Here is a 25825-nt window from a genome sequence, read left to right as displayed (position 1 = left end):
GTACGAGAGAAGGAACGTCGATGGCGACCGTGCCCAGTGTGTCGAACTCGATCACGGTGCGGATGGAGGTCCCGGCCCGCGGAAACGCTGTGAGCCAGGTCACCACCCTCGTGGAGTCCTGCGGCGGGACCGTCACCGGCCTCGACGTCACCGCGTCGGGTCTGGAGGCGCTGCGGATCGACGTGACCATCGCGGCGGCCTCGGTCGCGCACGCGGAGGAGATCGTCGACAAGCTCCGCACCATCGACGGCATCAGCATCGGCAAGGTCTCCGACCGCACCTTCCTGATGCACCTCGGCGGCAAGATCGAGATGTCGTCCAAGGTCCCGATCCGCAACCGTGACGACCTGAGCATGATCTACACCCCGGGCGTGGCCCGGGTCTGCATGGCCATCGCCGAGAACCCCGACGACGCCCGCCGGCTCACCATCAAGCGCAACAGCGTCGCCGTGGTCACCGACGGCTCCGCGGTGCTGGGCCTCGGCAACATCGGCCCCAAGGCCGCGCTGCCGGTGATGGAGGGCAAGGCGGCCCTGTTCAAGCGGTTCGCCGGCATCGACGCCTGGCCGCTCTGCCTGGACACCCAGGACGCCGACGAGATCGTCGCCATCGTCAAGGCCATCGCCCCCGGCTTCGCCGGCATCAACCTGGAGGACATCTCCGCGCCGCGCTGCTTCGAGATCGAGGCCCGGCTGCGCGAGGCCCTGGACATCCCGGTCTTCCACGACGACCAGCACGGCACCGCCATCGTGGTGCTCGCCGCGCTCACCAACGCGCTGCAGGTCGTCGGCAAGGCGATCGGCGACGTACGGGTCGTCATGTCCGGTGCGGGCGCGGCCGGTACGGCCATCCTGAAGCTGCTGCTGGACGCGGGCGTGCAGCACGCCACCGTCGCCGACGTCCACGGCGTGGTCCACGGCGGGCGCGAGGACCTCGACGACTCGCTGCGCTGGATCGCCGACAACACCAACCGCAGCGGGCGCACCGGCAGCCTGAAGGAGGCCGTCCGCGGCGCCGACGTGTTCATCGGCGTCTCCGCGCCCAACGTACTCGACGGCGATGACATCGCGGCCATGGCCGACAACGCCATCGTGTTCGCGCTGGCCAACCCGGACCCCGAGGTCGACCCGGCGGTGGCCCGGCAGACCGCGGCGGTGGTCGCCACCGGCCGCAGCGACTTCCCCAACCAGATCAACAACGTGCTGGTCTTCCCGGGCGTCTTCCGCGGCCTGCTGGACGCCCAGAGCCGCACCGTCAACAGCGAGATGATGATCGCCGCGGCCCTCGCCCTGGCGGCCACCGTCAGCGCCGAGGAACTCAACGCCAACTACATTGTCCCCAGCGTGTTCCACCCGGACGTGGCCAAGACCGTCGCGGCCGCCGTCCGTGACGCGGCACACGCGGCCGGGACGGCGCAGGCGCCGTCCAACCCGATCGGGGAGACCGGGTCCTTCCCGGCCGTGCAGCTCTGAGGCTCTGGGGCGCGGGCCGCCGGGGGTCTCGGGAGGCCGCTGGCGGGCCGCTTGGGGGCCATTTGGGCCCATCTGGCCCGAGGGCGTACGGTAGGCCCTGCACCGGCGTGGCGCGCCCTGCTGACATGGCGCGCGACCCTAGAGTGTGCCGCGGGAGTCAACGAACCGTCACTGCGCGTGCTGCATGGCGCTGTTCGTGTGACCCCCGCTGAAGCCGGATTCGCTTTCCCGGCGGTGGTGGGGGCAGGATTCGTCCCAAGGCAAGAGATTTGCGCAGCCTGGGGCGTCCAGCGGAACCCCCATCGCCTGTCGGTACGGCAGTCGAGGCGGCGGTCCTCCGGGGCAGCCGAGGATCGCAACGCGACAGACCAAATGGAGTACACATGAACCGCAGTGAGCTGGTGGCCGCCCTCTCCGAGCGCGCCGAGGTGACCCGCAAGGACGCCGACGCCGTCCTGGCCGCGCTCGCCGAGGTCGTCGGCGACGTCGTCGCCAAGGGTGACGAGAAGGTCACCATCCCCGGCTTCCTGACCTTCGAGCGCACCCACCGTGCCGCTCGCACCGCGCGCAACCCGCAGACCGGCGACCCCATCCAGATCGCCGCCGGCTACAGCGTCAAGGTCTCCGCGGGCTCCAAGCTCAAGGAAGCCGCCAAGGGCAAGTAAGTCCCCCTGGGCAGCAGCAGTACCGCAGCGCCGGGTTCGCCGTCCCCTTCACGGGGCCGGGGAACCCGGCGCTGTGCGCGTGGGTCACCGCGCCCCTCACAGCGCCGGGTTCCGGCCGCGGGCGACGGTGTGGAACCGTTCCTGACCTCATGGCGCCTGACCTTATGGTGCTGATTACGCTGTTCGGCTCCGATCCGGGACTGATCGGCAGCTCGTCCGGGTCGACTTCGGACACCATCGCCGGCAGGGGTGGCCACGGCTGGGGCCTGAGGCGTTCCGGGGCTTACCAGCGCACCCAGACCCTGAGCGGCCCGAGGGTGTCGAAACCCTCGGCGAGGGCGGCGTCGAGGTCCTCGCCGTGCTCGTAGCCGACGACCGGCAGGCCCGGCCAGTGGCGCGCGGCAGCGGCGGGCGCGCCCGCCCAGGCATCACCGAGGCCGCCTTCGGCGGCGAAGACATTGGAGAGGCCGACCACACCCGCGACTGCGGCACTGCGGTTCGCCACGGCGCCCGCGACCACTCGCCCCTCGCCGTCCCGGGCCTGCAGCACGGCGATGTCCTGCTCGTCCAGCAACCCGGCCCGGAAGATCTCGCCGTACCCCTGCCCGCCGTCCCACGCCGCCGCCCAGGCGGCCAGGCCCTCGGCATCGCCGACCACGGACCAGCCCGGGGCGGGCCGCGGCCTCTCCTCCGGCGCCCGGATGATCCACTGGGCCTCGAACAGCGGCGAGAATCCCGCCCCGGCCAGGTCCAGGCAGTCGAAGGAGTCCTTCACGGACGCGGTGGCCGGAGTCAGCTCGATCCGCCCCACCGCCTGCGCCCCGGTGGCCGCCGGATCCAGCGTCACCACATCGGGATAGAGCGGAGGAGGGGTCCTATCACTGCTCCACATCCCCCCGGCGAACGTCCCACCCCCGTCCGGGCCCAGCTCCTGACGGTGCGTCCGACACACGGCCGCGCACCACTCCGCGTTGTTCCAGGCCGCTGCCCGTATCCAGGTACGGCGGTCGGTAGCTGTCCTGATCACCTGTTCGAGTCAACCAGCGGGGCCCGCCGATCGCAAAGCATTATGCCCACTCTGTGCCGCCGCTCGGCTCCCACACCGAGCAGTCGTGTGCGAACAGCACCCGGCGCGGATCGAAGCCGGCCAGCCGGTCCAACCAGCCCCGGTACGGCGGCAGCGGCGGCTCGATCCCGTCCAGCCCGGCCCTGCGGGCGGCCTGGTCCGAGGCGAACTCGGAGGCGAAGTCGTGCGCCTGCCCGGCCAGCACCACCGTGCCGTCGTCCTGCCGGACCACCAGGGACTGGTGCCCGTCCGTGTGCCCGGGTGTCGGCACCACCCACACCCCCGGCCGGACCTCGGCCTCGCCGCTCAACTCCTGGTAGGCCGCGCCCGGGAAGTCGACCAGGGCGTCGACGGTGTGGCCCCCGGCCTGCGCGGCGGCCAGTTCGGTCCGCTGGACCAGGATCGGCGTCCCGGGCAGCAACGGATTGCCGCCGCAGTGGTCGAAGTGCAGATGGCAGTTGACGACGAGTGAGATGTCGCCGAGTTCGACCCCTGCCGCAGCGAGTGCCTCCGGCAACGGGCGGCGGCGCGGACGGTAGTGCGCCTCCGTCTCCTCCCCGGCGTCACCGATCCCGGTGTCGAACAGGATCAACCCCTGCTCGTCCCGCACCAGGTACGCGAGCACGGGCTCCACCCGAGGATCGGGCCCGCCGACTTCCGCCGCGGGCCGGACGAAGTAGCCGAGATCCAGCCGACGCACCGCACGAAGCTTCCCCATCGAGCCATGGTGTCAGGCGAGGGCACCCACGACGCGGGATTCGCCCCACGCCTGCAACGGCAACGCCCGTGCCGCGACCTCGCCCACCGTCTCCCGGGCTCCGCCCGGACAGAAGCGGCTCCGCCGCGCGACAGGGGCGGGGGCGGAGCCGCTCTGGCGCGGAGTGTTTCGCGGTGGGCGATGGTGGCGCCCCACCCTTGCAACGGCAGCGTGCGGTGGGGCGCGCTGGGCGCCGTTTCCCGCGCTTGCGCCCGGAAGGATGCGGCTTCCTCCCCAAGCACTTCGTGCAGGGGATACCCCATGCGCGACAAGGGCCGGGGGCGGCCTGGGTCCGGCGCGGAGCGTGCGGCGGGGGCGCGGGGCGGGGCGAGTTCACCGTTTTGGGGTCACTCGACCTACTTTGGGGTCACTGCCTTGACGTCATATCGGACATACCAGTCACATTTCGTCGGACGAGTGACCCCAAAGTAGGTCGAGTGACCCCAAAACCGGATGGTTCGGCTGAACCGGGGTCACTTTTGGGGCAAGGTGCCACTTGGTCATGCCGTTATGCCGGATTCATCCAGGTATTCGTGTACCAAAAGTGACCCGGTGTACCAAAAGTGACCCTGGTTCAGCCGAAGGCACACAGAAGGAACGTTTCTGCAGCCGCGGCACTGGCGCGCCACCCGGCAACGCACGCCCCACCACCCCCTCCCCTCCGCGCAGTTGGCCGCGAGCGACAGCGAGCCACCCCGGCCCGGGACCGACCGGCGTGCCCCACGGAGGCGACGGACGGTCAGCGGGAGCGAGCGCGCACGTCGGAGACGGGGGCGGGACGGGGGCTCGGCCGCGAGAGGGATCCCGTTGCGCCGGCGACGGCGTCCCGCCCCCGCTGGGCACGGACGGGACGACGGGACGACGGGACGGGACGGGACCCCCGCGAGGTCTACCCCGCCCCGGGGAAATCCGGCTCAGCAGTGATCGCTGAGTCGGCCGGCCGGCTCAGCGGCGATCTGGGCCGGCGTGGGGCGCACCAGCGGTGCGAGGACCCGGTAGACGGTGAAGTTCGAGTCGGTGTGGATCTGCTGGATCCGGCCCTGGGGAAGGTTGACATGGACGAGGGCGCGGACGGACTGGTCGATCAGCTGGCGGCATTCCGGGGCGCCGATGATGATCGTCTCGGCCCCGGCCAGGGAGCCGGTGGCGCTGGTGATCACCTGGGTGCCGGGCATGTAAGTGGGCATCAGTTCGTAGTCGATGCCGGCGGCGATCACCGGTCCGTGCAGACCGTGGCTTCGCTGGAGTGACGGCAGGACCTTCACCCCCACCGGCTTGAGCTCGGCGACCTTGATGCTCTCCTGGACCGACGCGCCCACCGGGACGGCCAGCACGACGCACACCGCCACCGCCTGCGGGACCGCACCACCCAGGCGGCGCGCCCGCTCGACGATTTCACGCATCCCCAGTGCCGCCAGGATGAAGAAGGCCGGCATCCACATCACCCAGTAGAAGCCCAGGGCGACCTTGGCGACGAAGCAGTGGAAGACGAACGGCCCGACGAGTGCGGCGACGCACCAGGCGGTCAGCTGGTCCCGGCGCAGGACGACCGCGGCCAGGACCGCGATCAGCAGAACGACGGTCAGCACCGATCCGAGGCTGTGCCCGGCGAACCAGAGGTTCGCCCACCACGGCGGGAACTTCGACACCTGGCCTGCGAACCCGATCAGGTGCCCCTCGTCGGAGTGGGCGGACTGGAAGTCGACGAGATAGCGGATGCGCTCGAACGGATGGCCCACCGGCAGATAGAGCGCCACGAAGACCATCGCGCAGGTCAGGGCCGCCAGCAGCGCTTGCAGACAGCGCACCGCCAGCCCCAGACCGGCGCGTGCGGTCCAGGCGAACACCAGGATCAGGACCGAGGGTCCGAGGACGCCGAGAAAGCCGTTCTCCTTCGCACCGGCCGCACATCCGGTCGCCACCCCGGTCGCGGCGGCGAGAAGCCAGGCACTGCGGCCGGTGCGCCGGCTCCACTGCCATCCCAGGGCGACACATGCGACCGCGAAGAATTCCGCCACCGGGTCGAGCATGCCGTACCTGCCGAAGTCGGCCGCCGAATTGGAGGCCGTCTCGGGCAGCACGCTGACCAGCCCGCCCGCCAGCAGGCCGGTCCAACGGCCGGCGGCCCGGCCGATCCACACCGCGACCAGCAGTCCGGTGAGGATCAGGAACAGGGCGGACACGGCCCGGTCGGCGGTGATCGACGGCTTACCGGCCATCAGCTGGGCAACGCCGAAGAGGTACTTCACCAGAGGTGGGTGTTCGAAGTTGTCGACGGTGGCGGCCAGCGCCGATGTGCCGTGCGTGGATGGCAGCGTCTGCCCGTGGACGTAGATCCAGGCGGCTTTCGCATAGATCGGCTCGTCGGACAGGACCTGCGGTGTTCCCAGTCGGAAGAAGTCCTGGAACAACGCCCAGAGGAGCACCGACGCGGCCACGGCGGCGAACCACAGATCCTGCGCGGCCGATCGCCGGGCCCCGCCCTTGGCTCTCCGGGAAGTCCGTGCAAGGCCGGCGGGCATCGGCGCGGTCATGTCCGCGGAGGTGCGCATGATCTCCAGATCCAGAGTCGCTCGTAGAGACTTCGCGAGGTCCCGCACGGCCGTGAACGGGCATGACGGAAGAAGGTGGACGGTAGCACAGATGCCACCGCCACCCACCCCGTGCGCCCCGCCCGGAGGGCTACTCCGCTTCGCCCGGGAGTTCCACGTGGGCGCCCAGGGCCCGGAGCTTCTCCATGAAGTTCTCGTAGCCGCGGTTGATCAGGTCGATGCCGTGGACCTTCGAGGTGCCCTGCGCGGCCAGGGCCGCGATGAGGTAGGAGAAGCCGCCGCGGAGGTCGGGGATGACGAGCTCGCCGCCCTGGAGCTTGGAGGGGCCGGAGACGACCGCGGAGTGCAGGAAGTTGCGCTGGCCGAAGCGGCAGGGGGTGCTGCCCAGGCACTCGCGGTAGAGCTGGATGTGGGCGCCCATCTGGTTCAGCGCGGAGGTGAAGCCGAGCCGGGACTCGTACACCGTCTCGTGGACGATGGAGAGGCCGTCGGCCTGGGTGAGCGCCACCACCAGCGGCTGCTGCCAGTCGGTCTGGAAGCCGGGGTGGACGTCGGTCTCCAGGGCGATGGCGTTGAGCTCGCCGCCCGGGTGCCAGAAGCGGATGCCCTCGTCGTCCACCTCGAAGGCGCCGCCGACCTTCCTGAAGGTGTTGAGGAAGGTCATCATCTCCAGCTGGCGCGCACCGTGGACGTAGATGTTGCCGCCGGTGGCCAGGGCCGCGCAGGCCCAGGAGGCGGACTCCAGGCGGTCCGGCAGGGCCCGGTGGTTGTAACCGGTGAGCCGGTCCACGCCGGTGACCAGGATGGTGCGGTCGGTCCCCATGGAGATGATCGCGCCCATCTTCTGCAGCACGCAGATGAGGTCGACGATCTCCGGCTCGATCGCGGCGTTGCGCAGCTCGGTGACGCCCTCGGCGAGCACGGCGGTGAGCAGCACCTGCTCGGTCGCACCGACCGAGGGGTAGGGCAGCTCGATCTTGGTGCCGCGCAGCCGCTGCGGGGCGGTGAGGACGGTGCCCTGCGGGTGCTTCTCGATGACGGCGCCGAACTGCCGCAGCACGTCGAAGTGGAAGTCGACCGGCCGGCCGCCGATGTCGCAGCCGCCGAGGCCGGGGATGAAGGCGTGACCGAGCCGGTGCAGCAGCGGGCCGCAGAAGAGGATCGGGATGCGCGAGCTGCCGGCGTGCGCGTCGATGTCGGCGACGTTGGCGCTCTCGACGTGCGAGGGGTCCAGGATCAACTCACCCGGCAGGTCCCCCTCGTGGACCAGGACGCCGTGCAGCTGCAGCAGTCCCCGGACGACCTTGACGTCGCGGATGTCGGGGACGTTGCGGAGCCGACTGGGTTCGTGTCCGAGCAGTGCGGCCACCATGGCCTTCGGCACAAGGTTCTTCGCGCCGCGGACACGGATCTCGCCCTCGAGCGGGTTGCCGCCGTGGACAAGCAGGACATCGTCGGTCATGTTCTCGCGATCCAGGGGAGGAGAGGAGTGGTTCAGGATGATGCGGACGGGCCGGGCGGGCACACCTGGGCCTGTGAGTTGATGCCGGTTCGTCACCTCTGGAGATGGTAATCCGGATGGCCCTGGTTCCCCAGCAGAGTACGACCTTGGTATAGGGGAGGGCTCGGCTGAGGCAAACGGCAGGTGGGGGCGGATGCACAGGTGGACGAATGTGTCGAACAACACACGGATCGGGTCGGAGTGCGGAGCTGACCACAGGTCAGCCGGGATCGGCCGGCCCGATCGACGGCCGGCGAATTCGTTGCCCGCTCGCCGGTACTGCGGGATCATGTCGACCATGACCGAGGCCGTCTCACTCGCGGGCAGGCTGCTCGTGGCGACGCCCGCGCTCACCGACCCCAACTTCGACCGTGCCGTGGTGCTGCTGCTCGACCACGACGAGGAGGGGACCCTCGGGGTGGTGCTGAACCGGCCGACCCCGGTGGACGTGGAGTCCGTGCTGGAGCCGTGGGCCGAGCTGGCCGGCGTCCCCGCGGTGGTCTTCCAGGGCGGTCCGGTCGCGCTGGACTCGGCGCTGGCGCTCGCGGTCGTGCCGGGGGACCAGCCGATCGAGGAGCTGCTCGGCTGGCGCCGGGTGCACGGGGCGATCGGCCTGGTCGATCTGGAGGCCCCGCCGGAGCTGCTGGCCTCCGAGCTGGGCTCGCTGCGGGTCTTCGCCGGGTACGCGGGCTGGGGCCCGGGGCAGCTGGAGGACGAGCTGCTGGAGGGCGCGTGGTACGTGGTCGAGTCCGAACCGGGGGACGTGTCGGTCCCCGACCCCGCACGGCTGTGGCGGTCGGTCCTGCGACGGCAGCGCGGGGAGCTGGCGATGGTGGCGACATATCCGGACGACCCTTCGATGAACTGATGGGGACGGTTCTAGACTGGTTTGCCATGAGCACCCTTGAACCTGAACCCGAGCGTGTAGGCGGCCTTGGCACCCTCGTCGAGCCGGTACCGCAGACGTCCCACGGGGACGGCGACCACGAGCGCTTTGCGCACTATGTGAAGCGCGACAAGATCATGGACAGCGCGCTGTCCGGGTCGCCGGTCGTCGCACTGTGCGGCAAGGTCTGGGTACCCGGGCGCGACCCGAAGAAGTTCCCCGTCTGCCCGATGTGCAAGGAGATCTTCGAGGGTCTCGACGGCGGGGGCAAGGACAAGGACAAGAAGTAAGGGCCACCCGGGAGCGGGGCCAGGGTCGGTTCGGCGCTGTTCCTCAGTACGGGGCTGGGCGCGGAGTTGCCCGCGCCCCTGGCCGGGCGTTGAACTCGGCCTGGTCTGGACCAATTGGCGTCTGCGGGGCAGGATGACTCGTCATGGATCTCATACCTGCTCCGCTGCGCGTCCGCGCGGGTGCTGATCAGTTCTTGTCGCTCGACGCCGGAACGGGGCTGACCGGCGGGCCCGGCACCGAGGGGGTGCAGCGCTGGCTGCGGGCCACCGTCGGCGGGGCCACCGGGCTGCCGCTGCTGCCCGGGGCGGGGGGCATCGAGCTCGCGCTTGTGCCGGAGCTGGAACCGGAGGCCTACCGGCTGGAGGTGTCGGCCGACGGGGTCGTGCTCACCGCCGGTGGTGCCGCCGGGCTGCTCTGGGGGGCGCAGACGCTGCGCCAGCTGCTCGGTCCGGAGGCGTTCCGGCGTGCCCCGCTGAAGCACGAGGGCTGGCGGCTGCCCCTGCTGACCGTCGAGGACGAGCCCCGCTTCGGCTGGCGCGGGGTGCTGCTGGACGTCGCACGGCACTTCCTGCCCAAGGCGGACGTGCTGCGCTACCTGGACCTGCTGGCGGCCCACAAGCTCAATGTGCTCCATCTGCACCTCAACGACGACCAGGGCTGGCGCGTCGAGATCAAGCGCTATCCGAGGCTGACCGAGGTCGGCGGCTGGCGTGAGCGGTCCATGGTCGGCTACCGGTCCGGAGAGCGGCGGGACGACCGTCCGCACGGAGGCTTCTACACCCAGGACGACCTGCGCGAGATCGTCGCCTACGCCGCCGAGCGGCAGATCGCCGTCGTCCCCGAGATCGACCTCCCCGGCCACTCGCAGGCGGCCATCGCCGCCTACCCCGAGCTGGGGAACCACGACGTCGTCGACACCGCAGCCCTCGCCACCTGGACCGACTGGGGTGTCAACCCCAATGTGCTGAACGTCGAGGACGGCACGCTGCGCTTCTACGAGAACGTCCTGGACGAGGTGCTGGAGATCTTCCCGTCCCGCTTCGTCCACCTGGGCGGCGACGAGTGCCCCAAGGAGCAGTGGAAGGCCAGCCCCTCCGCCCAGGCCCGGATCAGGGAGCAGGGCCTGGCGAACGAGGACGAGCTGCAGAGCTGGTTCCTGCGGCACTTCGACAGCTGGTTGTCCGCCCGCGGACGTCGCCTGATCGGGTGGGACGAGATCCTCGAAGGCGGCCTCGCCCCCGGCGCGGCGGTGTCGTCCTGGCGCGGCTACGCGGGCGGGGTCGCCGCGGCCAGGGCCGGCCACGACGTGGTGATGTGCCCGGAGCAGTACGTCTACCTGGACCACCGGCAGGCGCCCGGCGCCGACGAGCCGGTTCCGGTCGGCTGGGTGCGCACCCTGGAGGACGTGTACCGGTTCGAGCCGCTGCCCCCGGCGCTGCGTCAGGATCCCGAGGCCGCCGCCCATGTGATCGGAACTCAGGCGAACCTGTGGAGCGAGTTCATGGACGACGCCCGCGAGGTGGACTACCACGCCTTCCCCAGGCTGGCGGCGTTCGCCGAGGTGGCCTGGTCGCGGCTGCCGCAGGAGCCGGCCGAGCGGGACTGGGCCGGCTTCGAGGCCCGGATGGCCGTCCACCGTGCGCGGCTGGACGCGCTGGGCGTGGAGTACCGCCCGGAGACCGGTCCGCGGCCGTGGCAGCGGCGGCCCGGCGTGGAGGGGCGTCCGATTGAGGGGGCCCCGCCGGAGGCGTGAGCGCAGGAGCACGTCAGTGCGTGGTTTTCGCAGGAGCACGTCCGTGCGTGGTTTCCGCGGTGCGGGAGTTCCTGATTGCGACCTGAGAGTTTCCCTAAAAGGCATCAATTCGGGCAATAAGGGCGACTGGTGGGCTCCTTCGGCTGTCACCACGCGTTGGGGGGAGCGGGAGGGTGCGCTGGCCACCCGTTTGCACGTACCGTACGGGCGCAAGCTCTAAAAAAGCAGCGGCGTGTGCGGAACCCGAGCACGGTGGGACACAGGTGAACCAAACGATCATGCTCCCGGCCTCGCTGGACGAGGCTGTCACGGCGCTGGCGGCGTCTCCGGCCGCTGTCCCCGTGGCCGGCGGGACCGACCTCATGGGGGCGGTCAACGCCGGCCTGCTGCGCCCGATGGCGCTGATCGGCCTGGGTCGGATCAATGAGCTGCGCGGATGGCAGTACCAGGACGGCGCCGCCCAACTGGGCGCCGGGCTGACCCACGCCCGGATGGGCCGCCCCGACTTCGCGGCGCTGATGCCCGCGCTGGCGGAGGCGGCCCGCAGTGCCGGGCCGCCCCAGGTGCGCAACGCCGGCACGCTGGGCGGCAACATCGTCACGGCGGACCCGGCCGGGGACACCCTGCCGGTGCTGGCCGCCCTGGAGGCCACGGTCACCCTGGTCGGCCCGGAGGGCGGCCGTGAGGTGCCGGTCAGCCATCTGCTGACCGGTCTGGACCCGATGCGCGGCGGCGAACTCCTCGGCTACGTCCGGGTACCGCTGCTGCACGCGCCCCAGGTGTTCCTCAAGGCGACCGGGCGCACCGGCCCCTCCAGGGCCATCGCCTCGGTCGCCCTGGTGCTCGATCCGGGCCGGCGCGCGGTGCGCTGCGCGGTCGGCGCGGTCGCGCCGGTGCCGCTGCGGCCACTGGAGGCCGAGCAGTGGGTGTCGGGCTGCATCGACTGGGAGGGCGACCGGGCCATAGACCCCGCGGCGGCGGCGGCCTTCGGCGACTACGTCGCCGCGGCCTGCGTGCCCGAACCGCAGCTCTCGGGTCTGCCGGACGGCCAGCCGGAAGGCATGGATGGGGGCCCGGGCGCGGCGGCCGCGCGGCTCCGTCGTACCGTGTCCGTACTGGCCCGCCGCGCACTCGGGAGGGCGTTGAAGTGACCGACGCTGCAACGACCAACGCTGTTACAGCCAACTACGTGAACCACCCGCACCCGCAGGAGCCGGGCTACGAGCTGTCCGGCTTCGGTGGTGCGGACGGCTCCCCCCGGGTCTCCTACCTGCTGCGGGTCAACGGTGTCGAGCGTCCGGTGAACGGTGCCTGGATCGGTGAGAGCCTGCTCTACGTGCTGCGCGAACGGCTCGGCCTCGCGGGCGCCAAGGGCGGGTGCGACCAGGGCGAGTGCGGTGCCTGCTCGGTGCAGCTGGACGGGCAGTTGACGGCGGCCTGCCTGGTCCCGGCCGCCCTGGCGGCCGACAGCGAGATCCGTACCGTCGAGGGGCTGGCCGCCGACGGCACCGCCTCCGACGTGCAGCGGGCGCTGGCCGAGAGCGGCGCGGTGCAGTGCGGCTACTGCATCCCCGGCATGGCGATGGCCGTCCACGACCTGCTGGAGCGCAACCACCAGCCGACCGAGCTGCAGGCGCGGGAGGCGCTGTGCGGCAACCTGTGCCGCTGCACCGGGTACCAGGGCGCGCTGGCCGCGATCGAGGCGGTGGCCCAGGCCCGGGCCGAGGCAGCGGAGGCGGCGGAAGCGGCGGCGGACGCAGCCGAGTCGGGCGGGCCCGAGGAGCAGGCGGACCAGGACGACGACGCTGCCGAGGCCGAGTACCCGGTCTACGCCGACGTGGAGATCCCGAGTCAGCAGCAGGGCGAGCCCCGGCACTTCGAACCCCAGCACTTCGAACCCCAGCACTTCGAACCCCAGCCGCCGGTGCAGCCGGACCCGCTGTTCGGACCCATGGACGGGCTGGACTCCGAGCAGCAGCAGTACGCGTCGTACCCGTCCTACGCCCAGCAGCCGCATCCCGAGCCCTACCAGGCCGGCTTCCAGGCGCAGGCATATCCGCAGGCGGACTACCCGCTGCCGGGTACCCAGGCGCCCGGTGCCTCCGAGGGTGCCGAGCCCGGCGTCTACGTCCTGCCGCACCAGAGCACGCACGAAGGCGCGCACCAGGGCACGCACCACAACACCCACGCCCCGGAGGCCGGAGCATGACCACTCCCTCTCCCTCCAGCTCGGGCGACGACACCCTCACCGCGCCGCTCCCCGGCGTCCGGCAGGGCGATCCGGGCAGCGCCACCGGTGCGGCGCTGGGCGGGGGCACGGCCACGGCCACGGCCGCCACTACCGTGGGCGGCGGCACGCTCACCCAGCCGCGGATGCCCGCACAGGCCGCCGAGCGCGGCGAGGGGGCCGACTCGACCGACGCCTCCGAGCCCGTCGGTCTGGGCACCTCGCCGACCCGCGCCGACGCGCTGGCCAAGGCGATGGGGACCTTCCCCTACGCCGCCGACCTGTGGGCCGAGGGCCTGCTCTGGGGCGCGGTCGCCCGCTCCCCGTACGCCCACGCCCGGATCCTCTCCATCGACTACGCCGCGGCCCTGGCCATCCCCGGCGTGCACGCCGTCGTCACCGCCGCCGACCTGCGGCTCGGCCCGAGCGGGGTGCCGGACGGCGCACCCAGTGGACCGATCGTGCAGGACCGCCCGGTCTTCGCAGCCGATGTGGTGCGCCACTTCGGCGAGCCGGTGGCGGCCGTCGCCGCCGACCACCCCGACACCGCCCGCCTCGCGGCCGCCGCGATCACCGTCGCCTACGAGCCGCTGGAGCCGCTGACCGACCCGGAGGCGGCGTTCACCGCCCCGCCGATCCACCCCGACGGCAATCTGTTCCGGCACCAGCCGGTGCGCTTCGGCGACCCGGAGGCGGTCGGCGACGTCGTGGTCGAGGGCCTCTACAAGGTCGGCCGCCAGGACCCCGCCCCGATCGGCGCCGAGGCCGGCCTCGCCGTGCCGCGACCCGACGGCGGTGTGGAGCTGCATGTCGCCAGCACCGACCCGCACGGCGACCGGGACCGGGCCGCGCACTGCCTGGGCCTGGAGCCGGACCGGGTCCGACTGGTCGTCAGCGGCGTTCCCGGCGCCACCGCGGACCGCGAGGACGTCGGCTTCCAGGTCGCCCTCGGGCTGCTGGCGATCCGCACCGGGCACCCCGTGAAGATGGCGCTGACCAGGGAGGAGTCCTTCCTGACGCACCCTCACCGGCATCCGGCGCTGCTCCGCTACCGGCACCACGCCGACGCCGAGGGCCGGCTGCTCAAGGTCGAGGCCCAGCTGCTGCTGGACGGCGGCGCCTACGCCGAGGTGTCCAGCGAGGCGCTGGCGGCGGCCGCGGCGATGGCCGCGGGCCCCTATGTGGTCCCGCACGTCTTCGTGGACGCCTGGGCGGTGCGCACCAACAACCCGCCGGCCGGCCGGATGCGCGGCGAGGGCTCGCTGCAGACCTGCTTCGCCTACGAGTCCCAGCTGGACCGGCTGGCGGCGGCGCTGGACCTGGACCGGCTGGAGATTCGTCGACGCAACGCCATGTCGACAGGCGATCTGCTGCCCACCGGCCAGGCGGTCACCTGCCCTGCCCCGGTCAGCGAACTGCTCGACGCCCTGGCAGCCGAGCCGCTGCCGCCGCTGCCGGTGGACCTGCCCGACGACGAGTGGCTGCTGCCCGGCGGCCCCGGCGGCGCGGGCGACCCGGCCGCCGTGCGGCGCGGGATCGGCTACGCCGTCGGCATGGTGCACATCCTGGGCGCCGAGGGCACCGACGAGGTCTCCACGGCCTCGGTGCGGGTCAGCGGCTCGCAGGCCTCGGTGATGTGCACGGCCGTGGACACCGGCACCGGCTTCTCCACCCTGGCCCGGCAGATCGTCCAGGACGTGCTGGGCATCACCGACGTCTACATCGCGCCGGTGGACACCGACCAGCCCCCGGCCGGACCGTCCGCGCGCGGACGGCAGACCTGGGTCTCCGGCGGAGCGGTCGAGCGTGCGGCGCTGATGGTGCGGCACCAGCTGCTGCAGCCGTTGGCGATGCAGTTCGGGATGTCGCCGGAGCTGCTCACCATCAGCGACGGCAAGATCACCTCCTATGACGGCGTGCTCGGCATGCCGGTGCTCCAGGCCCTGGAGGGCAAGGACCTGTGGGCGACGGCGCAGTGCCGGCCGCACCCCACCGAGCCGCTGGACGCGGAGACCGGGCAGGGCGACGCCTTCGTCGGCCTGGCCTTCTGCGCGATGCGCGCCGTGGTGGACGTGGACGTGGAGCTGGGCACCGTACGGGTGGTCGAGCTGGCCGTGGCCCAGGACGTCGGCCGCGCGCTCAACCCCGAGCAGATCGAGGCCAGGATCGAGGCCGGCGCCACCCAGGGCCTGGGGCTGGCGCTGATGGAGGACCTGGTCAGCGAGGGCGGCCGGATCTCCAACGCCTCCTTCACCCGGTACCGGCTGCCCACCTCGCTGGACGCCCCCACGATCAGGGTGGTGGCCCTGCTGGAGGAGCGCGACGTGGTCGCCCCCTTCGGCGCCAAGGCCGTCGGCGCCGCCCCGGCCGCGGTCGCCCCGGCGGCGGTCGCTGCGGCGGTCAGGGCGGCCACCGGGCGACAGGTCAACCGGCTGCCGATACCGGCCGAGGACGTCGCCGGGTAAGCCGTAGGGCCGGAAAATAACGGGCCGATCACGGCGGAACGCTCAGGCACAGCTCATAGCTCTCTCACAAATCCCCCGCAGGGTGGTGGACGACGGACCACGGTCCGCACCATTCGAGCGAAGGGAGCAGCGTGATGGCACGGAAGGCAGGTCGTACCCCCGAAGCCGCGCGCAAGGGGGCGAACAGAACCACGGCGGTGAGCGCCGGCGTGGCGGTGGTGAGCGTGGCGGGGACGCTGGCGCTCATGGCGTCGATGCCGGCCAGTTCGACCACGGCGAGCACGAGCACGACGAGCACGACGACGGCAAGCACCACGTCGACCCCCACTGCGTCGGCGTCGTCCTCGGCGTCCACCTCGTCGTCCGCAGCCTCGACGTCGACCTCGTCCAGCACGAGCGCGCTGTCCACGCCCAGCTCCAGCCCGACCGCGAGCTCCAGCAGCAGCGCGGCGAGCTCCAGCAGCACATCCAGCTCCAGCAGCAGCTCCCACTCCACCTCGGGCGGCTCCTGATGACCGCCCGCACCGCGAACCCCGTCGCCACCACCACCGCGACAACCGCCGCCGCCGACTGGCGCGCCCTCGGCTGCGCCGTGCGCCTGGTGGTCACCGACCCGAGCCGCCTGGACGACTGCCGTGAAACCCTGAAGCACTGGCTCGACGAGGTCGACGCCGCCTGCAGCCGCTTCCGCGACGACTCGCACCTGGTGGGTCTGAACACCGCCGCCGCGTACGCCGACGGGCATCCGGTCCCGGTGATCCCGCTGCTCGCCGAGGCCCTGTCCGCCGCCCTGCGCGCGGCCGAGCTCACCGACGGCGACGTCGACCCCACCGTCGGCTCGGCGATGGCGGCCATCGGCTACGACCGCGACTTCCAGCTGATCGAGCGCGAGGGCAGGCCGGTACGGTTGCTGGTGCGGCCGGTGCCGGGCTGGCGCAAGGTCGTGCTGGACCCCGCCGCCTGCACCGTCGCCATGCCGCCGGGGGTGGAGCTCGACCTCGGCGCCACCGCGAAGGCCTGGGCCGCGGACCGGGCTGCCACCCGGCTCGCCGCCGACGCCGGCTGCGGCGTCCTGGTCAGCCTGGGCGGGGACACCGCCGTGGCGGGGGAGGCCCCCGAGGACGGCTGGCGGATACGCGTCCAGGACGCCACCGGACCCGTCGACGCCGCCGCCGAGGGACCGCACGCCCTGGTCACCATCCGCGACGGCGGCCTGGCCAGCTCGGGCATCAGTGCCCGGCGCTGGCGGCGCGGCAGCCGCCCGATGCACCACCTGGTCGACCCGCGCACCGGCCTTCCGGCGGTTACGCCCTGGCGCACCGTCAGCGTCGCGGCCGGCACCTGCCTGGACGCCAACACCGCCAGCACCGCCGCCATGGTGCGCGGCGCGGCGGCCCCGGAGTGGCTGGCCGCCCACCGCCTCCCCTCCCGGCTGGTCGCGGCCGACGGCACCGTCACCGCGGTCGCCGACTGGCCCGCCGACGCGGAAGCGCACCCGGAGGTGGCGGCATGAGCTCGTCCTCTCCCGTGCTCTGGTACGCGGGCCAGGCCACCGGCGTGGTGTCGCTGGTGCTGTTCTCCGCGGTCACCCTGCTGGGGGTGATGGTGCAGCTCAGGAGCCAGCTGCCGGGCCTGCCCCGGTTCGGCACGGTCACCCTGCACCGCACCCTCTCGATGCTGGCGATGGTCTTCCTGGCGATCCACATCGTGACCGCCGTCGCGGACTCCTATGTGAACATCAATCTGGTCGACAGCGTGGTGCCGTTCGTCAGCGACTTCCAGCCGCTCTGGCTCGGTCTGGGCACGGTCGGCTTCGACCTGCTGCTCGCCGTGATCGTCACCAGCCTGCTGCGGGCCAGGATCGGCCACCGGGCCTGGCGCGCCGTGCACTGGCTGGCGTACGCGTCCTGGCCGGTCGCGGTGGTGCACGGGCTCACCCTGGGCTCCGGCACCGGCGGCATGGCCTCCGGTGTGGCCCTGTGGCTGACCGTGGCCTGCGTCGTCGCCGTCCTGGCCGCCGTGGCGGTACGGATCCGGGTGGCGCTGCGGCCCGCCGCGCCCAACACCCCGGCCGCACTGCTGGCACGGGCCGCCGCGCCCGCCGCCGCGCCGCCCGCCGACACGCCCGCCCCGCACCATCACTACGCCGGCACCAGCAAGGGAGCCTGATCATGGCGACGATCCCCCAGCCCGCCGGGGCCGTCCTGCAGGACGCCCTTCCCCGGCTGCTGCCGCGGACCCCGCTCGACCTGGCCGCCCACACCGCGCAGTACGGCCCGCGGGCCGGCGGGCAGGGACTGGCCGCGCTGCTCGCCGAGGCCGGGCTGACCGGACGCGGCGGGGCCGCCTTCCCGGTGCACCGCAAGGTGGAGGCCGTCGCCGCAGCGGCCCGGCGCAGCGGGAGGACCCCTGTCGCCGTCGCCAACGGCTGCGAGGGCGAACCGGCCAGCCACAAGGACGCGACCCTGCTGCGGCTGGCCCCGCACCTGGTCCTGGACGGGCTGCTGACCGCAGCCGAGGCGATCGGCACCCGGACCGCGCACCTCGCCGTGGAACAGGGCAGCGGCCTGCTGCCGGGACTGCGCGCGGCGCTGGCCGAGCGCCCCGGCGACCACGTGGTGCTGACCGAGGTGCCGCGCCGGTTCCTCTCCGGCGAGTCCTCCGCGCTCACCGGCTACCTCTCCGGCGGCAGCGGCCTGCCGCGCTTCCCGCAGCCGCCGACCCGCGAGCGCGGCGTCGGCGGGGCGCCCACCCTGGTGCAGAACGTGGAGACGCTCGCCCAGCTGGCGCTGATATCCCGTTACGGACCCGGCTGGTTCCGCACCGCGGGGACCGTGGCGGAGCCCGGCTCCATGCTGTGCACCGTCCACACCGCCGGGGGTCCGCCCCGGGTGTTCGAGGCCTCCACCGGGACGCCGCTGCGGCGGCTGTTCGGCCCGCTCCCGTACGCGGTCCAGGCGGTGCTGGTCGGCGGCTACCACGGCAGCTGGCTGCCGGCCGCCGCGCTGGACCGGCGGCTGGCCGCGGCCGACCTCGGCGTACCGCTGGGCGCGGGGGTGCTGGCGGCGCTGCCGGCCAACCGCTGCGGGCTGGTCGAGACGGCGCGGGTGCTGCGCTACCTGGCGCTGGAGTCGGCCGGACAGTGCGGCCCCTGCCTCAACGGGCTGCCGCGGATCGCCGCGGCCTTCGCCGATCTGGCCTCCCCGGCAAAGGCGGCCTGGGAACCCCGGCTCCTGGACGACCTGGCTCGCTGGTCCGGCCTGGTCGAGGGCCGCGGCGTCTGCCACCACCCGGACGGGACGGTGCGGCTGGTGCGCAGCGCCCTCACCGTCTTCGCCGCCGAGGTCACCGCCCACCAGACCGGCTACTGCACCGGGAACAGCCCGGCTCCGCTGCTGCCGGTCCCGTCCGACTCCGCACCGGAGGGCCTGCGATGACTCCAACTTTTCGGGGCGCCGGCCTGCACCTCGCCGTCGACTGGACCGCCTGCACCGCCCACGGGCTGTGCGCGGAACTGCTGCCGGAGCGGGTCACCCTGGACGAGTGGGGCTATCCGCTGGTCGAGGGCGCTCCGGTCCCGGACGAGGCCGTGCGGCGGGCGAAGAAAGCCGCCGCCGACTGCCCGGTACTCGCGCTGAAATTGCTCCGTAAAAAGGCATGACAATGTCCGGGCGGTCGAATTCCCCGACCGTCCGGACATTGTTTTCTGCGACACGACAGGAGGCCATGACCGGATTCGAACCGGCGTAAACCGCTTTGCAGGCGGTCCCCTCAACCACTCGGGCACACGGCCGTGACAGGGGTGATGCAAAGAGCGAGCAGACAGTGTTTCAGCTGACGGCGGGACAACAACACGCCGTGCAGCGACAGTGGGCGCGACAGGTGCCGACGCGAACCAGGCTGCTGGTGTTCATCGGTCCTCCTTCAGGTCGCCATTCCCGTACTGCTCGATGCATTTGACTCTACGGTATTCACCCCCGTGTTAGTCAACAGCTCGCCGGAAGGAATGCGGACCTAGGACGGAAGGATGAGTGGCCCTCCGCCGCACGACAGGGGCCAACCCGGCGGATGACCCTTACAATCGCTTCAGTGACCACCCACACCACCCACCCCGCAGCGACCGACGCCGAGCTCGCCCAGGACACCGTGCTGAGCCCCCGGTACCGGGCCCTGACTCTCGGCATCGTGTCCACCGTGCTGCTCGTCGCCTTCGAGGCCACCGCGGTGAACACCGCGATGCCGGTCGCCGCCCGCGCGCTGCACGGCCTCGGGCTCTACGCCTTCGCCTTCTCCGGCTTCTTCACCGCCAGCCTGCTCGCCATGGTGGTCTCCGGGGAGTGGTGCGACAAGCGCGGCCCGCTGGGACCGCTCAGCGCGGGCATCGCCGCCTTCGGCACCGGACTGCTGATCGCGGGCACCGCGCAGGGCATGGGGGTCTTCGTCGCCGGCCGGGCGGTCCAGGGGCTGGGCGGCGGCCTGGTCATCGTGGCGCTGTACGTGGTCGTCGGCCGCGCCTACCCGGAGCGGCTGCGGCCCTCCGTCTTCGCGGCCTTCTCGTCGGCCTGGGTGCTGCCCTCGATCGTCGGCCCGGTGGTGTCCGGGACGGTCACCCAGCACCTGGGCTGGCGCTGGGTGTTCCTCTCCATACCGGTGCTGGTGCTGCTGCCGGTCTCGCTGATGCTCCCTCAGCTCCGCCGGCTCCAGACCGGGGACGGCTCCGAACGCAGCTGGGCGCTGGACCGCAGCCGGCTGCTGTTCGCCCTGGCGATGGCCACCGGCGCCGGGCTGCTCCAGTACGCGGGGCAGCTGCTCGACCTCTACGCCCTGATCCCGGCCGTGGCCGGGCTGCTGCTGCTCGTCCCCGCCGTCCGCCGACTGCTGCCGCACGGCACCTTCCGGGCCGCGCGCGGCCTGCCCACGGTGATCCTGCTGCGCGGCGTCGCGGCCGGCACCTTCTTCGCCGCCGAGGCATTCATCCCGCTGATGCTGGTCACCCAGCGCGGCCTCTCGCCGACCCTGGCCGGACTCTCGCTCACCAGCGGCGGGCTGAGCTGGGCGCTCGGCTCCTGGATCCAGGGCCGCTCCTGGGCCGACCGGCACCGCGGCCTGCTGATCCGCACCGGCTTCCTGATGTCGGCGGCGGCCATCGCCGGCGCGGGCCTGGCCCTGGTCCCGGCCGTGCCCCCGTATGCGGTCGCCTTCGCCTGGGCGGTCGGCGGGATGGGCATGGGGCTGACCATCGCCAGCGTGGGCGTGCTGATGCTCGGCCTCTCGGACGCCGACGACACCGGCGAGAACTCCGCCTCGCTCCAGGTCAGCGACGCGCTGGGCAACGTCCTGCTGGTCGGCTTCGCCGGCGTGCTCTTCGCGGTCGTCGGGACCGGGACGAAGGGCGGTTTCGCCGCGATCTTCGCCGTGATGGCGGCGATTGCCCTGGTCGGCGCGGTGGTGAGCGGACGCACGGCGAAACGGCGCCTTTGAAGACGCGGGGAGGACACATGGCCCCGGTAGGGTAGGCGGGTTGTCCGAAGACCCTCGAAGTGTGCCCAGCCGAAGTGCGTCCCTGCCGCCGACCCTGCCGGAGACCGTGAGTACTGCAACCGCCTCCCATCATCTGTCCCCTGCCTTCCCCGGCCGGGCCCCCTGGGGCACCGCGGGGAAGCTGCGCGCCTGGCAGCAGGCCGCCATGGAGCGCTACGTCGAGGCGCAGCCGCGGGACTTCCTGGCCGTGGCGACGCCCGGCGCCGGGAAGACCACCTTCGCGCTGACGCTGGCGTCGTACCTGCTGCACAACCATGTGGTGCAGCAGATCACCGTGGTCGCACCGACCGAGCATCTGAAGAAGCAGTGGGCGGAGGCCGCGGCGCGGATAGGGATCCGGCTGGACCCGGCCTACAGCAGCGGCCGCCTGTCCCCCGACTACCAGGGGATCGTCGTCACCTACGCCGGTGTCGGCGTCAACCCGATGCTGCACCGGAACCGGGTCGAGCAACGCAAGACGCTGGTGATCCTGGACGAGATCCACCACGCCGGCGACTCCAAGTCCTGGGGCGAGGCATGCGCCGAGGCGTTCGAACCGGCGACCCGGCGGCTCGCGCTGACCGGGACGCCGTTCCGCTCCGACACCAACCCCATCCCCTTCGTCAGCTACGAGGCCGGCAACGACGGGATCCGCAAGAGCGTCGCCGACTACACCTACGGCTACGGCCACGCCCTGGACGACCATGTGGTCCGGCCGGTGATCTTCCTCTCCTACAGCGGCAACATGCGCTGGCGCACCAAGGCCGGGGACGAGGTCGCCGCGCGGCTCGGCGAGCCGATGACCAAGGACGCCATCGCCCAGGCCTGGCGGACCGCGCTGGCCCCGCAGGGCGAGTGGATGCCCAATGTGCTGCGGGCGGCCGACCGGCGGCTGACCGAGGTGCGCAAGGGAATCCCGGACGCCGGCGGGCTGGTCATCGCCACCGACCAGAACGTGGCCCGCGCCTACGCCAAGATGATCAGGGAGATCACCGGGGAGAAGGTCACCCTCGTCCTCTCCGACGAGGCCGAGGCCTCGCAGCGGATCTCCGACTTCTCCGAGGGCACCCAGCGTTGGATGGTCGCGGTGCGGATGGTGTCCGAGGGCGTGGACGTGCCGCGCCTCGCCGTCGGCGTCTACGCCACCTCGATCTCCACCCCGCTGTTCTTCGCCCAGGCGGTGGGCCGCTTCGTCCGGGCCCGGAAGCGGGGCGAGACGGCCTCGGTCTTCCTGCCCTCGGTGCCGACGCTGCTGACCTTCGCCAACGAGATGGAGCTGCAGCGCGACCACGTCCTGGACCGGAAGAAGAGCAAGGAGGACGGCCTCTTCGACGAGGAGGACGCCCTGCTCGCCGAGGCCGAGAAGACCAAGGACGAGGCCGACGGCGGCATGGACGAGCTGCCCTGGGAGGCGCTGGAGTCCGACGCGGTCTTCGACCGGGTGCTCTACGACGGCCATGAGTTCGGGATGCAGGCGCACGCCGGGTCGGAGGAGGAAGAGGAGTACCTGGGCATCCCGGGCCTGCTCGAACCCGACCAGGTGCAGATACTGCTGCAGAAGCGGCAGACCCGGCAGATCCAGCGCAGCAAGGCCAGGCCGGCCGAGGAGGCCGACCTGATCGAACTGCCGGCCGAGAAGCGCCCGGTGGTCACCCACAAGCAGCTGCAGGAGCTGCGCAAGGAGCTGAACGGGCTGGTCGGCGCCTGGCACCACCGCACCGGGCAGCCGCACGGCACCATCCACAACGAACTGCGGCGGGTGTGCGGCGGGCCGCTGACCGCGCAGGCGACGGCGGGTCAGCTGCAGGCGCGGATCAGGAAGATCCAGGAGTGGGCCACGAAGATCACCTGACGATTGCTCAGGGCGCCGCCGGTCCGGTGATGTACGTGCCCGAGGCGCTGTAGGGCCAGCCGTTGTCGACGCAGCCCTTCATGCCCTTGAGCTGCTGCATCATCACCGGTGCCGGCTGTCCGGCGCCGGCGCAGGTGACATGGTTGTGGCCCAGCGAGTGCCCGACCTCGTGGTTGATCGCCAACGCGTGGTAGAGGTCGGCCTGGCCCTTGTAGGCCGGGGTCAGGTCGATCCAGCGGGCCACGTTCTCGGCCACCTGGTTGCCGCTGTTGCTGCAGTTCACCCCGCCCTTGATCACCTCGAAGATGGTGGTGATGCCGAAGGTCTGGCAGCGGCGGTTGGTCGTCTCCGGCGAGGCCAGGTAGATGGTGAAGGCCACCGGACCGGAGTCCACCCGCTGGAACGACCACAGGCCGCCGGCGCTCCAGCCCTGCTTGGTGTTGTCCAGGATGGCGTCCACCTCGGAGGCGAACAGTGCCGCGCTGATCCCCAGGCCGTTCTCCACGGCGACCCTGTAGCGCTTGAGCGTGCCCGTTCCGAAGCGCTTGGTGGTGCCGGTCGCATAGGTGTAGGTGCCCGGACCCGAGGAGGGCCAGCTGGTCGGGAGCAGGGCTGCGGTGGACGAGGGGGACTGCGCGGCCGAGGGCGAGGACGAGGGGGCGGCGCTGGGGGATGTGCTGCCCGCCGCCACCGAGCCGGCGTCGCTCCCGGGGGCCGACAGCACCGATGCGGCGGTGGCCTTGTCGTTGCCGGAGCCGTTCAGCAGATAGCCGCCGACCCCGAGTACGGTCACCAACGCCACGGCGGCCAGGGCCTTGGGACCGGAGCTTCGCTTGGGTTTACGACGTCCGCTGCCCCGGCCGGACGCGCGTCTGCGCCCGCCGCCGCTCTGACCGGCGGAACGGGCTGACGTGCGACGGGTGCTCTGGGCCATGGGGCAGTAACTCTCTGTCCGGTAAGAGGGCTGACTCGCACCAACGAATACATCTGAGTCACGCGGATGGTTGCATACCTTCCTGGCGGCCTTGACAGCAAAGGGGATTCGGTCAGGGATCGGTAAGACGAGATGTCCCGTTGCCCCCTCCTGCCCCGGTTGGTTCCTCACTCAGCGAGGAATAGTGACCGAATTCTGGACAACCCCTTCCGCTGGGCGGTGCAACCTCACTAGCGTCCACCCTCACCACACATCCGGCGGAAGAGGAGTACAGGCCGTGACCGCCGAGACTTCACAGACTCTGGACCGGGGGGTCCAGGTCCTCAAACTCCTGGCCGACTCCGAGCGGGGACTCACCGTCACCGAGCTCGCCGGGCGCCTCGGCGTCAACCGCACCGTCGTCTACCGGCTGCTGGCGACCCTGGAGCAGCACGGTCTGGTCCGCCGGGACATCGGCGGCCGGGCCAGGGTCGGCCTGGGCGTGCTGCGGCTCGCCCACCGGGTGCACCCGCTGCTGCGGGAGGCCGCGTTGCCCGCGCTGCGGAGTCTGGCCGAGGATCTCGGGGCGACGGCGCACCTGACGCTGGTGGACGGGAACGACGCACTGGTCGTCGCGGTGGTGGAGCCGAGCTGGACCGACTTCCATGTCGCCTACCGGACGGGCCTGCGGCACCAGTTGGACGAGAACGCGGCGGGCCGTGCGATTCTCGCTGCGCGGGCGCTGCCGTACGGGGCCCGGCCGGAGCCGCCGTTCGTCGCCACCGGCGCGGAGGAGCGCTCGGGCGCTTGCGGGGCGGCGGCGGCGTTGCTGGGGTTGAGCGGGATCGAGGGGTGTGTCGGGGTGGTGATGCTCGGGGGGATGGTTCCGGAGCGGGTTGGGCCCCGGGTGGTGGAGGCGGCGGCGGACGTGGCGGAAGCCCTCCGCTGAACGGGGCGGGGGACTTCAGGGGCTCTACGTCGGTGTGGGCTGGTCGCGCAGTTCCTCGCGCCCCTTAGGTTGGTGCATGGCTGGTGTGTTTTGATGCGCGGTGTGGTCTTCACTCTGCCTTCGTCGATGTCGCGTCGTCCCGTCGTGCTGACGGTTTGTGCTGTCGTGGTTGCGGCGTTGCTCGGGGTGGCGGCGTTCGCACCGCTGCCGTTCACGATCATGTATCCCGGGATCACCGCCAACACGCTGGGGAGCTACCCGGACAAGGCGACGGACGGGCAGCAGCCGCAGCGGGTGATCACCATCACCGGCGCCACCGTGCGGCAGCCCAGCGGCGCGCTGCGGATGACCACGATCGAGGCGACCGCGCCGCAGGACTCGGTCAGTCTGCTGAAGGCGATCAGGGCCTGGCCGAACCCGCGGGAGGCGGTCGTACCGCACGACGCGGTCTACCCGGCCGGCCAGAACGTGCAGCAGGTCAATGCGACCAACCAGCAGGAGATGGCCGATTCGCAGTCGGCCGCGACCACGGCCGCGCTGAGCTACCTGCACCTGGACGCCGCCAAGGTGAAGGTGAGCATCAACCTCGCCAGCGTGGGCGGTCCCAGCGCAGGGCTGATGTTCACGCTGGGGATCATCGACCTGCTGAACGGGAACGGCACCGGCAAGGCGGGCGCGGCCGGTGACCTGACCAATGGCGCGAACATCGCCGGCACCGGTGCGATCGACGGCGCGGGGAAGGTCTCCGAGGTCGGCGGGGTCGCGCTGAAGACCAAGGCGGCGGCCAAGTACGGCGCCACGGTGTTCCTGGTGCCCAGCTCCGAGTGCTCGGACGCGCGCGCGGACACCCCGCAGGGGCTGCGGCTGGTCCCGGTGAACACCCTGGACCAGGCCGTCAACGCCCTGAAGGCACTGCAGACCGGCACCGGCACCGTCCCGTCCTGCTGAGGAGTCGC

General features: G+C 72.0%; 22 protein-coding genes and 1 tRNA gene. 16 read left to right on the top strand and 7 right to left on the bottom strand.

Translation table 11 applies throughout. The features are described from left to right. Positions 1 to 20 precede the first annotated feature (20 nt). Together ABH941_RS14240 and ABH941_RS14235 are read left to right on the top strand one after the other, a co-directional pair. Positions 21 to 1472, top strand: coding sequence for an NAD-dependent malic enzyme (locus ABH941_RS14240; protein WP_370129433.1), 1452 nt, complete (start codon positions 21 to 23; stop codon positions 1470 to 1472). Between the two features lie 383 nt (positions 1473 to 1855). Then, positions 1856 to 2137 (top strand): HU family DNA-binding protein, encoded by a 282-nt coding sequence (locus ABH941_RS14235; RefSeq protein ID WP_030260605.1) that lies wholly within the window; start codon positions 1856 to 1858, stop codon positions 2135 to 2137. Positions 2138 to 2420: 283 nt separating this feature from the next. On the opposite strand, the gene ABH941_RS14230 is transcribed toward ABH941_RS14235, so the two are convergent. The 4 genes from ABH941_RS14230 to murA all read right to left on the bottom strand — a co-directional run bounded on the left by ABH941_RS14230 (position 2421) and on the right by murA (position 7974). Continuing rightward, positions 2421 to 2984 carry a hypothetical protein gene (locus ABH941_RS14230; protein WP_370129430.1) on the bottom strand — a complete coding sequence of 188 codons (564 nt, stop codon included), beginning with the start codon at positions 2982 to 2984 and terminating at the stop codon, positions 2421 to 2423. Positions 2985 to 3204: 220 nt separating this feature from the next. Continuing rightward, positions 3205 to 3921 carry an N-acyl homoserine lactonase family protein gene (locus ABH941_RS14225; protein ID WP_370129428.1) on the bottom strand — a complete coding sequence of 239 codons (717 nt, stop codon included), beginning with the start codon at positions 3919 to 3921 and terminating at the stop codon, positions 3205 to 3207. A gap of 953 nt (positions 3922 to 4874) precedes the next feature. Next, a complete protein-coding gene (locus tag ABH941_RS14220; protein WP_370129426.1) occupies positions 4875 to 6512 on the bottom strand; it encodes an ArnT family glycosyltransferase in 1638 nt (545 codons plus the stop codon). A 130-nt stretch (positions 6513 to 6642) separates the two neighbouring features. Further along, positions 6643 to 7974 carry a UDP-N-acetylglucosamine 1-carboxyvinyltransferase gene (gene murA, locus ABH941_RS14215; protein ID WP_370129424.1) on the bottom strand — a complete coding sequence of 444 codons (1332 nt, stop codon included), beginning with the start codon at positions 7972 to 7974 and terminating at the stop codon, positions 6643 to 6645. Between the two features lie 328 nt (positions 7975 to 8302). Between murA and ABH941_RS14210 the strand changes: the two genes are divergently transcribed. The 6 genes from ABH941_RS14210 to ABH941_RS14185 all read left to right on the top strand — a co-directional run bounded on the left by ABH941_RS14210 (position 8303) and on the right by ABH941_RS14185 (position 15635). After that, on the top strand, positions 8303 to 8881 hold the full coding sequence (locus ABH941_RS14210) for a YqgE/AlgH family protein (RefSeq protein WP_134004421.1): 579 nt from the start codon (positions 8303 to 8305) through the stop codon (positions 8879 to 8881). Between the two features lie 26 nt (positions 8882 to 8907). After that, positions 8908 to 9189 (top strand): DUF3039 domain-containing protein, encoded by a 282-nt coding sequence (locus ABH941_RS14205; protein ID WP_370129421.1) that lies wholly within the window; start codon positions 8908 to 8910, stop codon positions 9187 to 9189. A 143-nt stretch (positions 9190 to 9332) separates the two neighbouring features. Continuing rightward, the gene (locus ABH941_RS14200; RefSeq protein ID WP_370129419.1) at positions 9333 to 10943 is read left to right on the top strand and encodes a beta-N-acetylhexosaminidase; all 1611 of its coding nucleotides are present in this window, start codon (positions 9333 to 9335) and stop codon (positions 10941 to 10943) included. A gap of 278 nt (positions 10944 to 11221) precedes the next feature. Then, entirely contained in the window at positions 11222 to 12094 is an 873-nt protein-coding gene (locus tag ABH941_RS14195) for a xanthine dehydrogenase family protein subunit M (protein WP_208329450.1), read from the top strand. Beyond that, positions 12091 to 13152, top strand: coding sequence for a 2Fe-2S iron-sulfur cluster-binding protein (locus ABH941_RS14190; protein WP_370129417.1), 1062 nt, complete (start codon positions 12091 to 12093; stop codon positions 13150 to 13152). Before ABH941_RS14195 ends, ABH941_RS14190 begins: the two co-directional genes overlap by 4 nt. A gap of 164 nt (positions 13153 to 13316) precedes the next feature. Continuing rightward, the gene (locus ABH941_RS14185; protein ID WP_370129492.1) at positions 13317 to 15635 is read left to right on the top strand and encodes a xanthine dehydrogenase family protein molybdopterin-binding subunit; all 2319 of its coding nucleotides are present in this window, start codon (positions 13317 to 13319) and stop codon (positions 15633 to 15635) included. A 64-nt stretch (positions 15636 to 15699) separates the two neighbouring features. Here ABH941_RS14185 and ABH941_RS14180 read toward each other — a convergent pair whose 3' ends face one another. Continuing rightward, positions 15700 to 16131, bottom strand: a complete 432-nt coding sequence (locus ABH941_RS14180) for a hypothetical protein (RefSeq protein WP_370129415.1) — start codon at positions 16129 to 16131, stop codon at positions 15700 to 15702. Between the two features lie 15 nt (positions 16132 to 16146). Between ABH941_RS14180 and ABH941_RS14175 the strand changes: the two genes are divergently transcribed. From ABH941_RS14175 to ABH941_RS14160, 4 genes are read left to right on the top strand one after another with little or no spacing between them, the layout of a single operon-like run. Continuing rightward, complete coding sequence (locus ABH941_RS14175; protein WP_370129413.1) at positions 16147 to 17148, top strand: FAD:protein FMN transferase; 1002 nt, start codon at positions 16147 to 16149, stop codon at positions 17146 to 17148. Next, positions 17145 to 17804 carry a ferric reductase-like transmembrane domain-containing protein gene (locus tag ABH941_RS14170; RefSeq protein WP_370129411.1) on the top strand — a complete coding sequence of 220 codons (660 nt, stop codon included), beginning with the start codon at positions 17145 to 17147 and terminating at the stop codon, positions 17802 to 17804. The genes ABH941_RS14175 and ABH941_RS14170 overlap by 4 nt, the downstream gene beginning before the upstream one ends. Positions 17805 to 17806: 2 nt before the next feature. Continuing rightward, positions 17807 to 19072, top strand: a complete 1266-nt coding sequence (locus ABH941_RS14165; RefSeq protein WP_370129409.1) for an NADH-ubiquinone oxidoreductase-F iron-sulfur binding region domain-containing protein — start codon at positions 17807 to 17809, stop codon at positions 19070 to 19072. Continuing rightward, positions 19069 to 19296 (top strand): ferredoxin, encoded by a 228-nt coding sequence (locus ABH941_RS14160; protein WP_370129407.1) that lies wholly within the window; start codon positions 19069 to 19071, stop codon positions 19294 to 19296. Before ABH941_RS14165 ends, ABH941_RS14160 begins: the two co-directional genes overlap by 4 nt. A 60-nt stretch (positions 19297 to 19356) precedes the next feature. Here the strand turns inward: ABH941_RS14160 and ABH941_RS14155 are convergent. Next, positions 19357 to 19428: transfer RNA gene (locus ABH941_RS14155), tRNA-Cys, on the bottom strand. Between the two features lie 275 nt (positions 19429 to 19703). Here ABH941_RS14155 and ABH941_RS14150 point away from each other — a divergent pair. Further along, positions 19704 to 21116, top strand: coding sequence for an MFS transporter (locus ABH941_RS14150; protein ID WP_370129405.1), 1413 nt, complete (start codon positions 19704 to 19706; stop codon positions 21114 to 21116). A 106-nt stretch (positions 21117 to 21222) separates the two neighbouring features. Continuing rightward, on the top strand, positions 21223 to 23007 hold the full coding sequence (locus ABH941_RS14145) for a DEAD/DEAH box helicase (RefSeq protein WP_370129403.1): 1785 nt from the start codon (positions 21223 to 21225) through the stop codon (positions 23005 to 23007). 7 nt (positions 23008 to 23014) lie between these two features. Here ABH941_RS14145 and ABH941_RS14140 read toward each other — a convergent pair whose 3' ends face one another. Further along, positions 23015 to 23941, bottom strand: coding sequence for a DUF3152 domain-containing protein (locus tag ABH941_RS14140; protein ID WP_370129401.1), 927 nt, complete (start codon positions 23939 to 23941; stop codon positions 23015 to 23017). A gap of 277 nt (positions 23942 to 24218) precedes the next feature. Here ABH941_RS14140 and ABH941_RS14135 point away from each other — a divergent pair, with 277 nt between their 5' ends. Further along, the gene (locus tag ABH941_RS14135) at positions 24219 to 24869 is read left to right on the top strand and encodes an IclR family transcriptional regulator (RefSeq protein WP_030260563.1); all 651 of its coding nucleotides are present in this window, start codon (positions 24219 to 24221) and stop codon (positions 24867 to 24869) included. A gap of 126 nt (positions 24870 to 24995) precedes the next feature. After that, positions 24996 to 25817 carry a S16 family serine protease gene (locus ABH941_RS14130; protein WP_370129398.1) on the top strand — a complete coding sequence of 274 codons (822 nt, stop codon included), beginning with the start codon at positions 24996 to 24998 and terminating at the stop codon, positions 25815 to 25817. The last annotated feature ends 8 nt before the right edge of the window (positions 25818 to 25825 follow it).

This window comes from Streptacidiphilus sp. EB103A (genome assembly GCF_041261405.1).
Classification (GTDB): Bacteria; Actinomycetota; Actinomycetes; order Streptomycetales; family Streptomycetaceae; genus Streptacidiphilus.
The sequence above is the reverse complement of the archived record's forward strand: the minus strand, read 5'-3'. Positions and strand labels throughout refer to the sequence as shown.

Excerpts from the sequence above, each read along its gene's own strand:
- ABH941_RS14240 (WP_370129433.1), top strand. The coding sequence starts at position 21 with ATGGCGACCGTGCCCAGTGTGTCGAACTCGATCACGGTGCGGATGGAG.
- ABH941_RS14235 (WP_030260605.1), top strand. The coding sequence starts at position 1,856 with ATGAACCGCAGTGAGCTGGTGGCCGCCCTCTCCGAGCGCGCCGAGGTG.
- ABH941_RS14225 (WP_370129428.1), bottom strand. The coding sequence starts at position 3,921 with ATGGGGAAGCTTCGTGCGGTGCGTCGGCTGGATCTCGGCTACTTCGTC.
- ABH941_RS14220 (WP_370129426.1), bottom strand. The coding sequence starts at position 6,512 with ATGCGCACCTCCGCGGACATGACCGCGCCGATGCCCGCCGGCCTTGCA.
- murA (WP_370129424.1), bottom strand. The coding sequence starts at position 7,974 with ATGACCGACGATGTCCTGCTTGTCCACGGCGGCAACCCGCTCGAGGGC.
- ABH941_RS14210 (WP_134004421.1), top strand. The coding sequence starts at position 8,303 with ATGTCGACCATGACCGAGGCCGTCTCACTCGCGGGCAGGCTGCTCGTG.
- ABH941_RS14205 (WP_370129421.1), top strand. The coding sequence starts at position 8,908 with ATGAGCACCCTTGAACCTGAACCCGAGCGTGTAGGCGGCCTTGGCACC.
- ABH941_RS14200 (WP_370129419.1), top strand. The coding sequence starts at position 9,333 with ATGGATCTCATACCTGCTCCGCTGCGCGTCCGCGCGGGTGCTGATCAG.
- ABH941_RS14195 (WP_208329450.1), top strand. The coding sequence starts at position 11,222 with ATGCTCCCGGCCTCGCTGGACGAGGCTGTCACGGCGCTGGCGGCGTCT.
- ABH941_RS14185 (WP_370129492.1), top strand. The coding sequence starts at position 13,317 with ATGCCCGCACAGGCCGCCGAGCGCGGCGAGGGGGCCGACTCGACCGAC.
- ABH941_RS14175 (WP_370129413.1), top strand. The coding sequence starts at position 16,147 with ATGACCGCCCGCACCGCGAACCCCGTCGCCACCACCACCGCGACAACC.
- ABH941_RS14170 (WP_370129411.1), top strand. The coding sequence starts at position 17,145 with ATGAGCTCGTCCTCTCCCGTGCTCTGGTACGCGGGCCAGGCCACCGGC.
- ABH941_RS14165 (WP_370129409.1), top strand. The coding sequence starts at position 17,807 with ATGGCGACGATCCCCCAGCCCGCCGGGGCCGTCCTGCAGGACGCCCTT.
- ABH941_RS14160 (WP_370129407.1), top strand. The coding sequence starts at position 19,069 with ATGACTCCAACTTTTCGGGGCGCCGGCCTGCACCTCGCCGTCGACTGG.
- ABH941_RS14150 (WP_370129405.1), top strand. The coding sequence starts at position 19,704 with ATGACCCTTACAATCGCTTCAGTGACCACCCACACCACCCACCCCGCA.
- ABH941_RS14140 (WP_370129401.1), bottom strand. The coding sequence starts at position 23,941 with ATGGCCCAGAGCACCCGTCGCACGTCAGCCCGTTCCGCCGGTCAGAGC.
- ABH941_RS14130 (WP_370129398.1), top strand. The coding sequence starts at position 24,996 with ATGTCGCGTCGTCCCGTCGTGCTGACGGTTTGTGCTGTCGTGGTTGCG.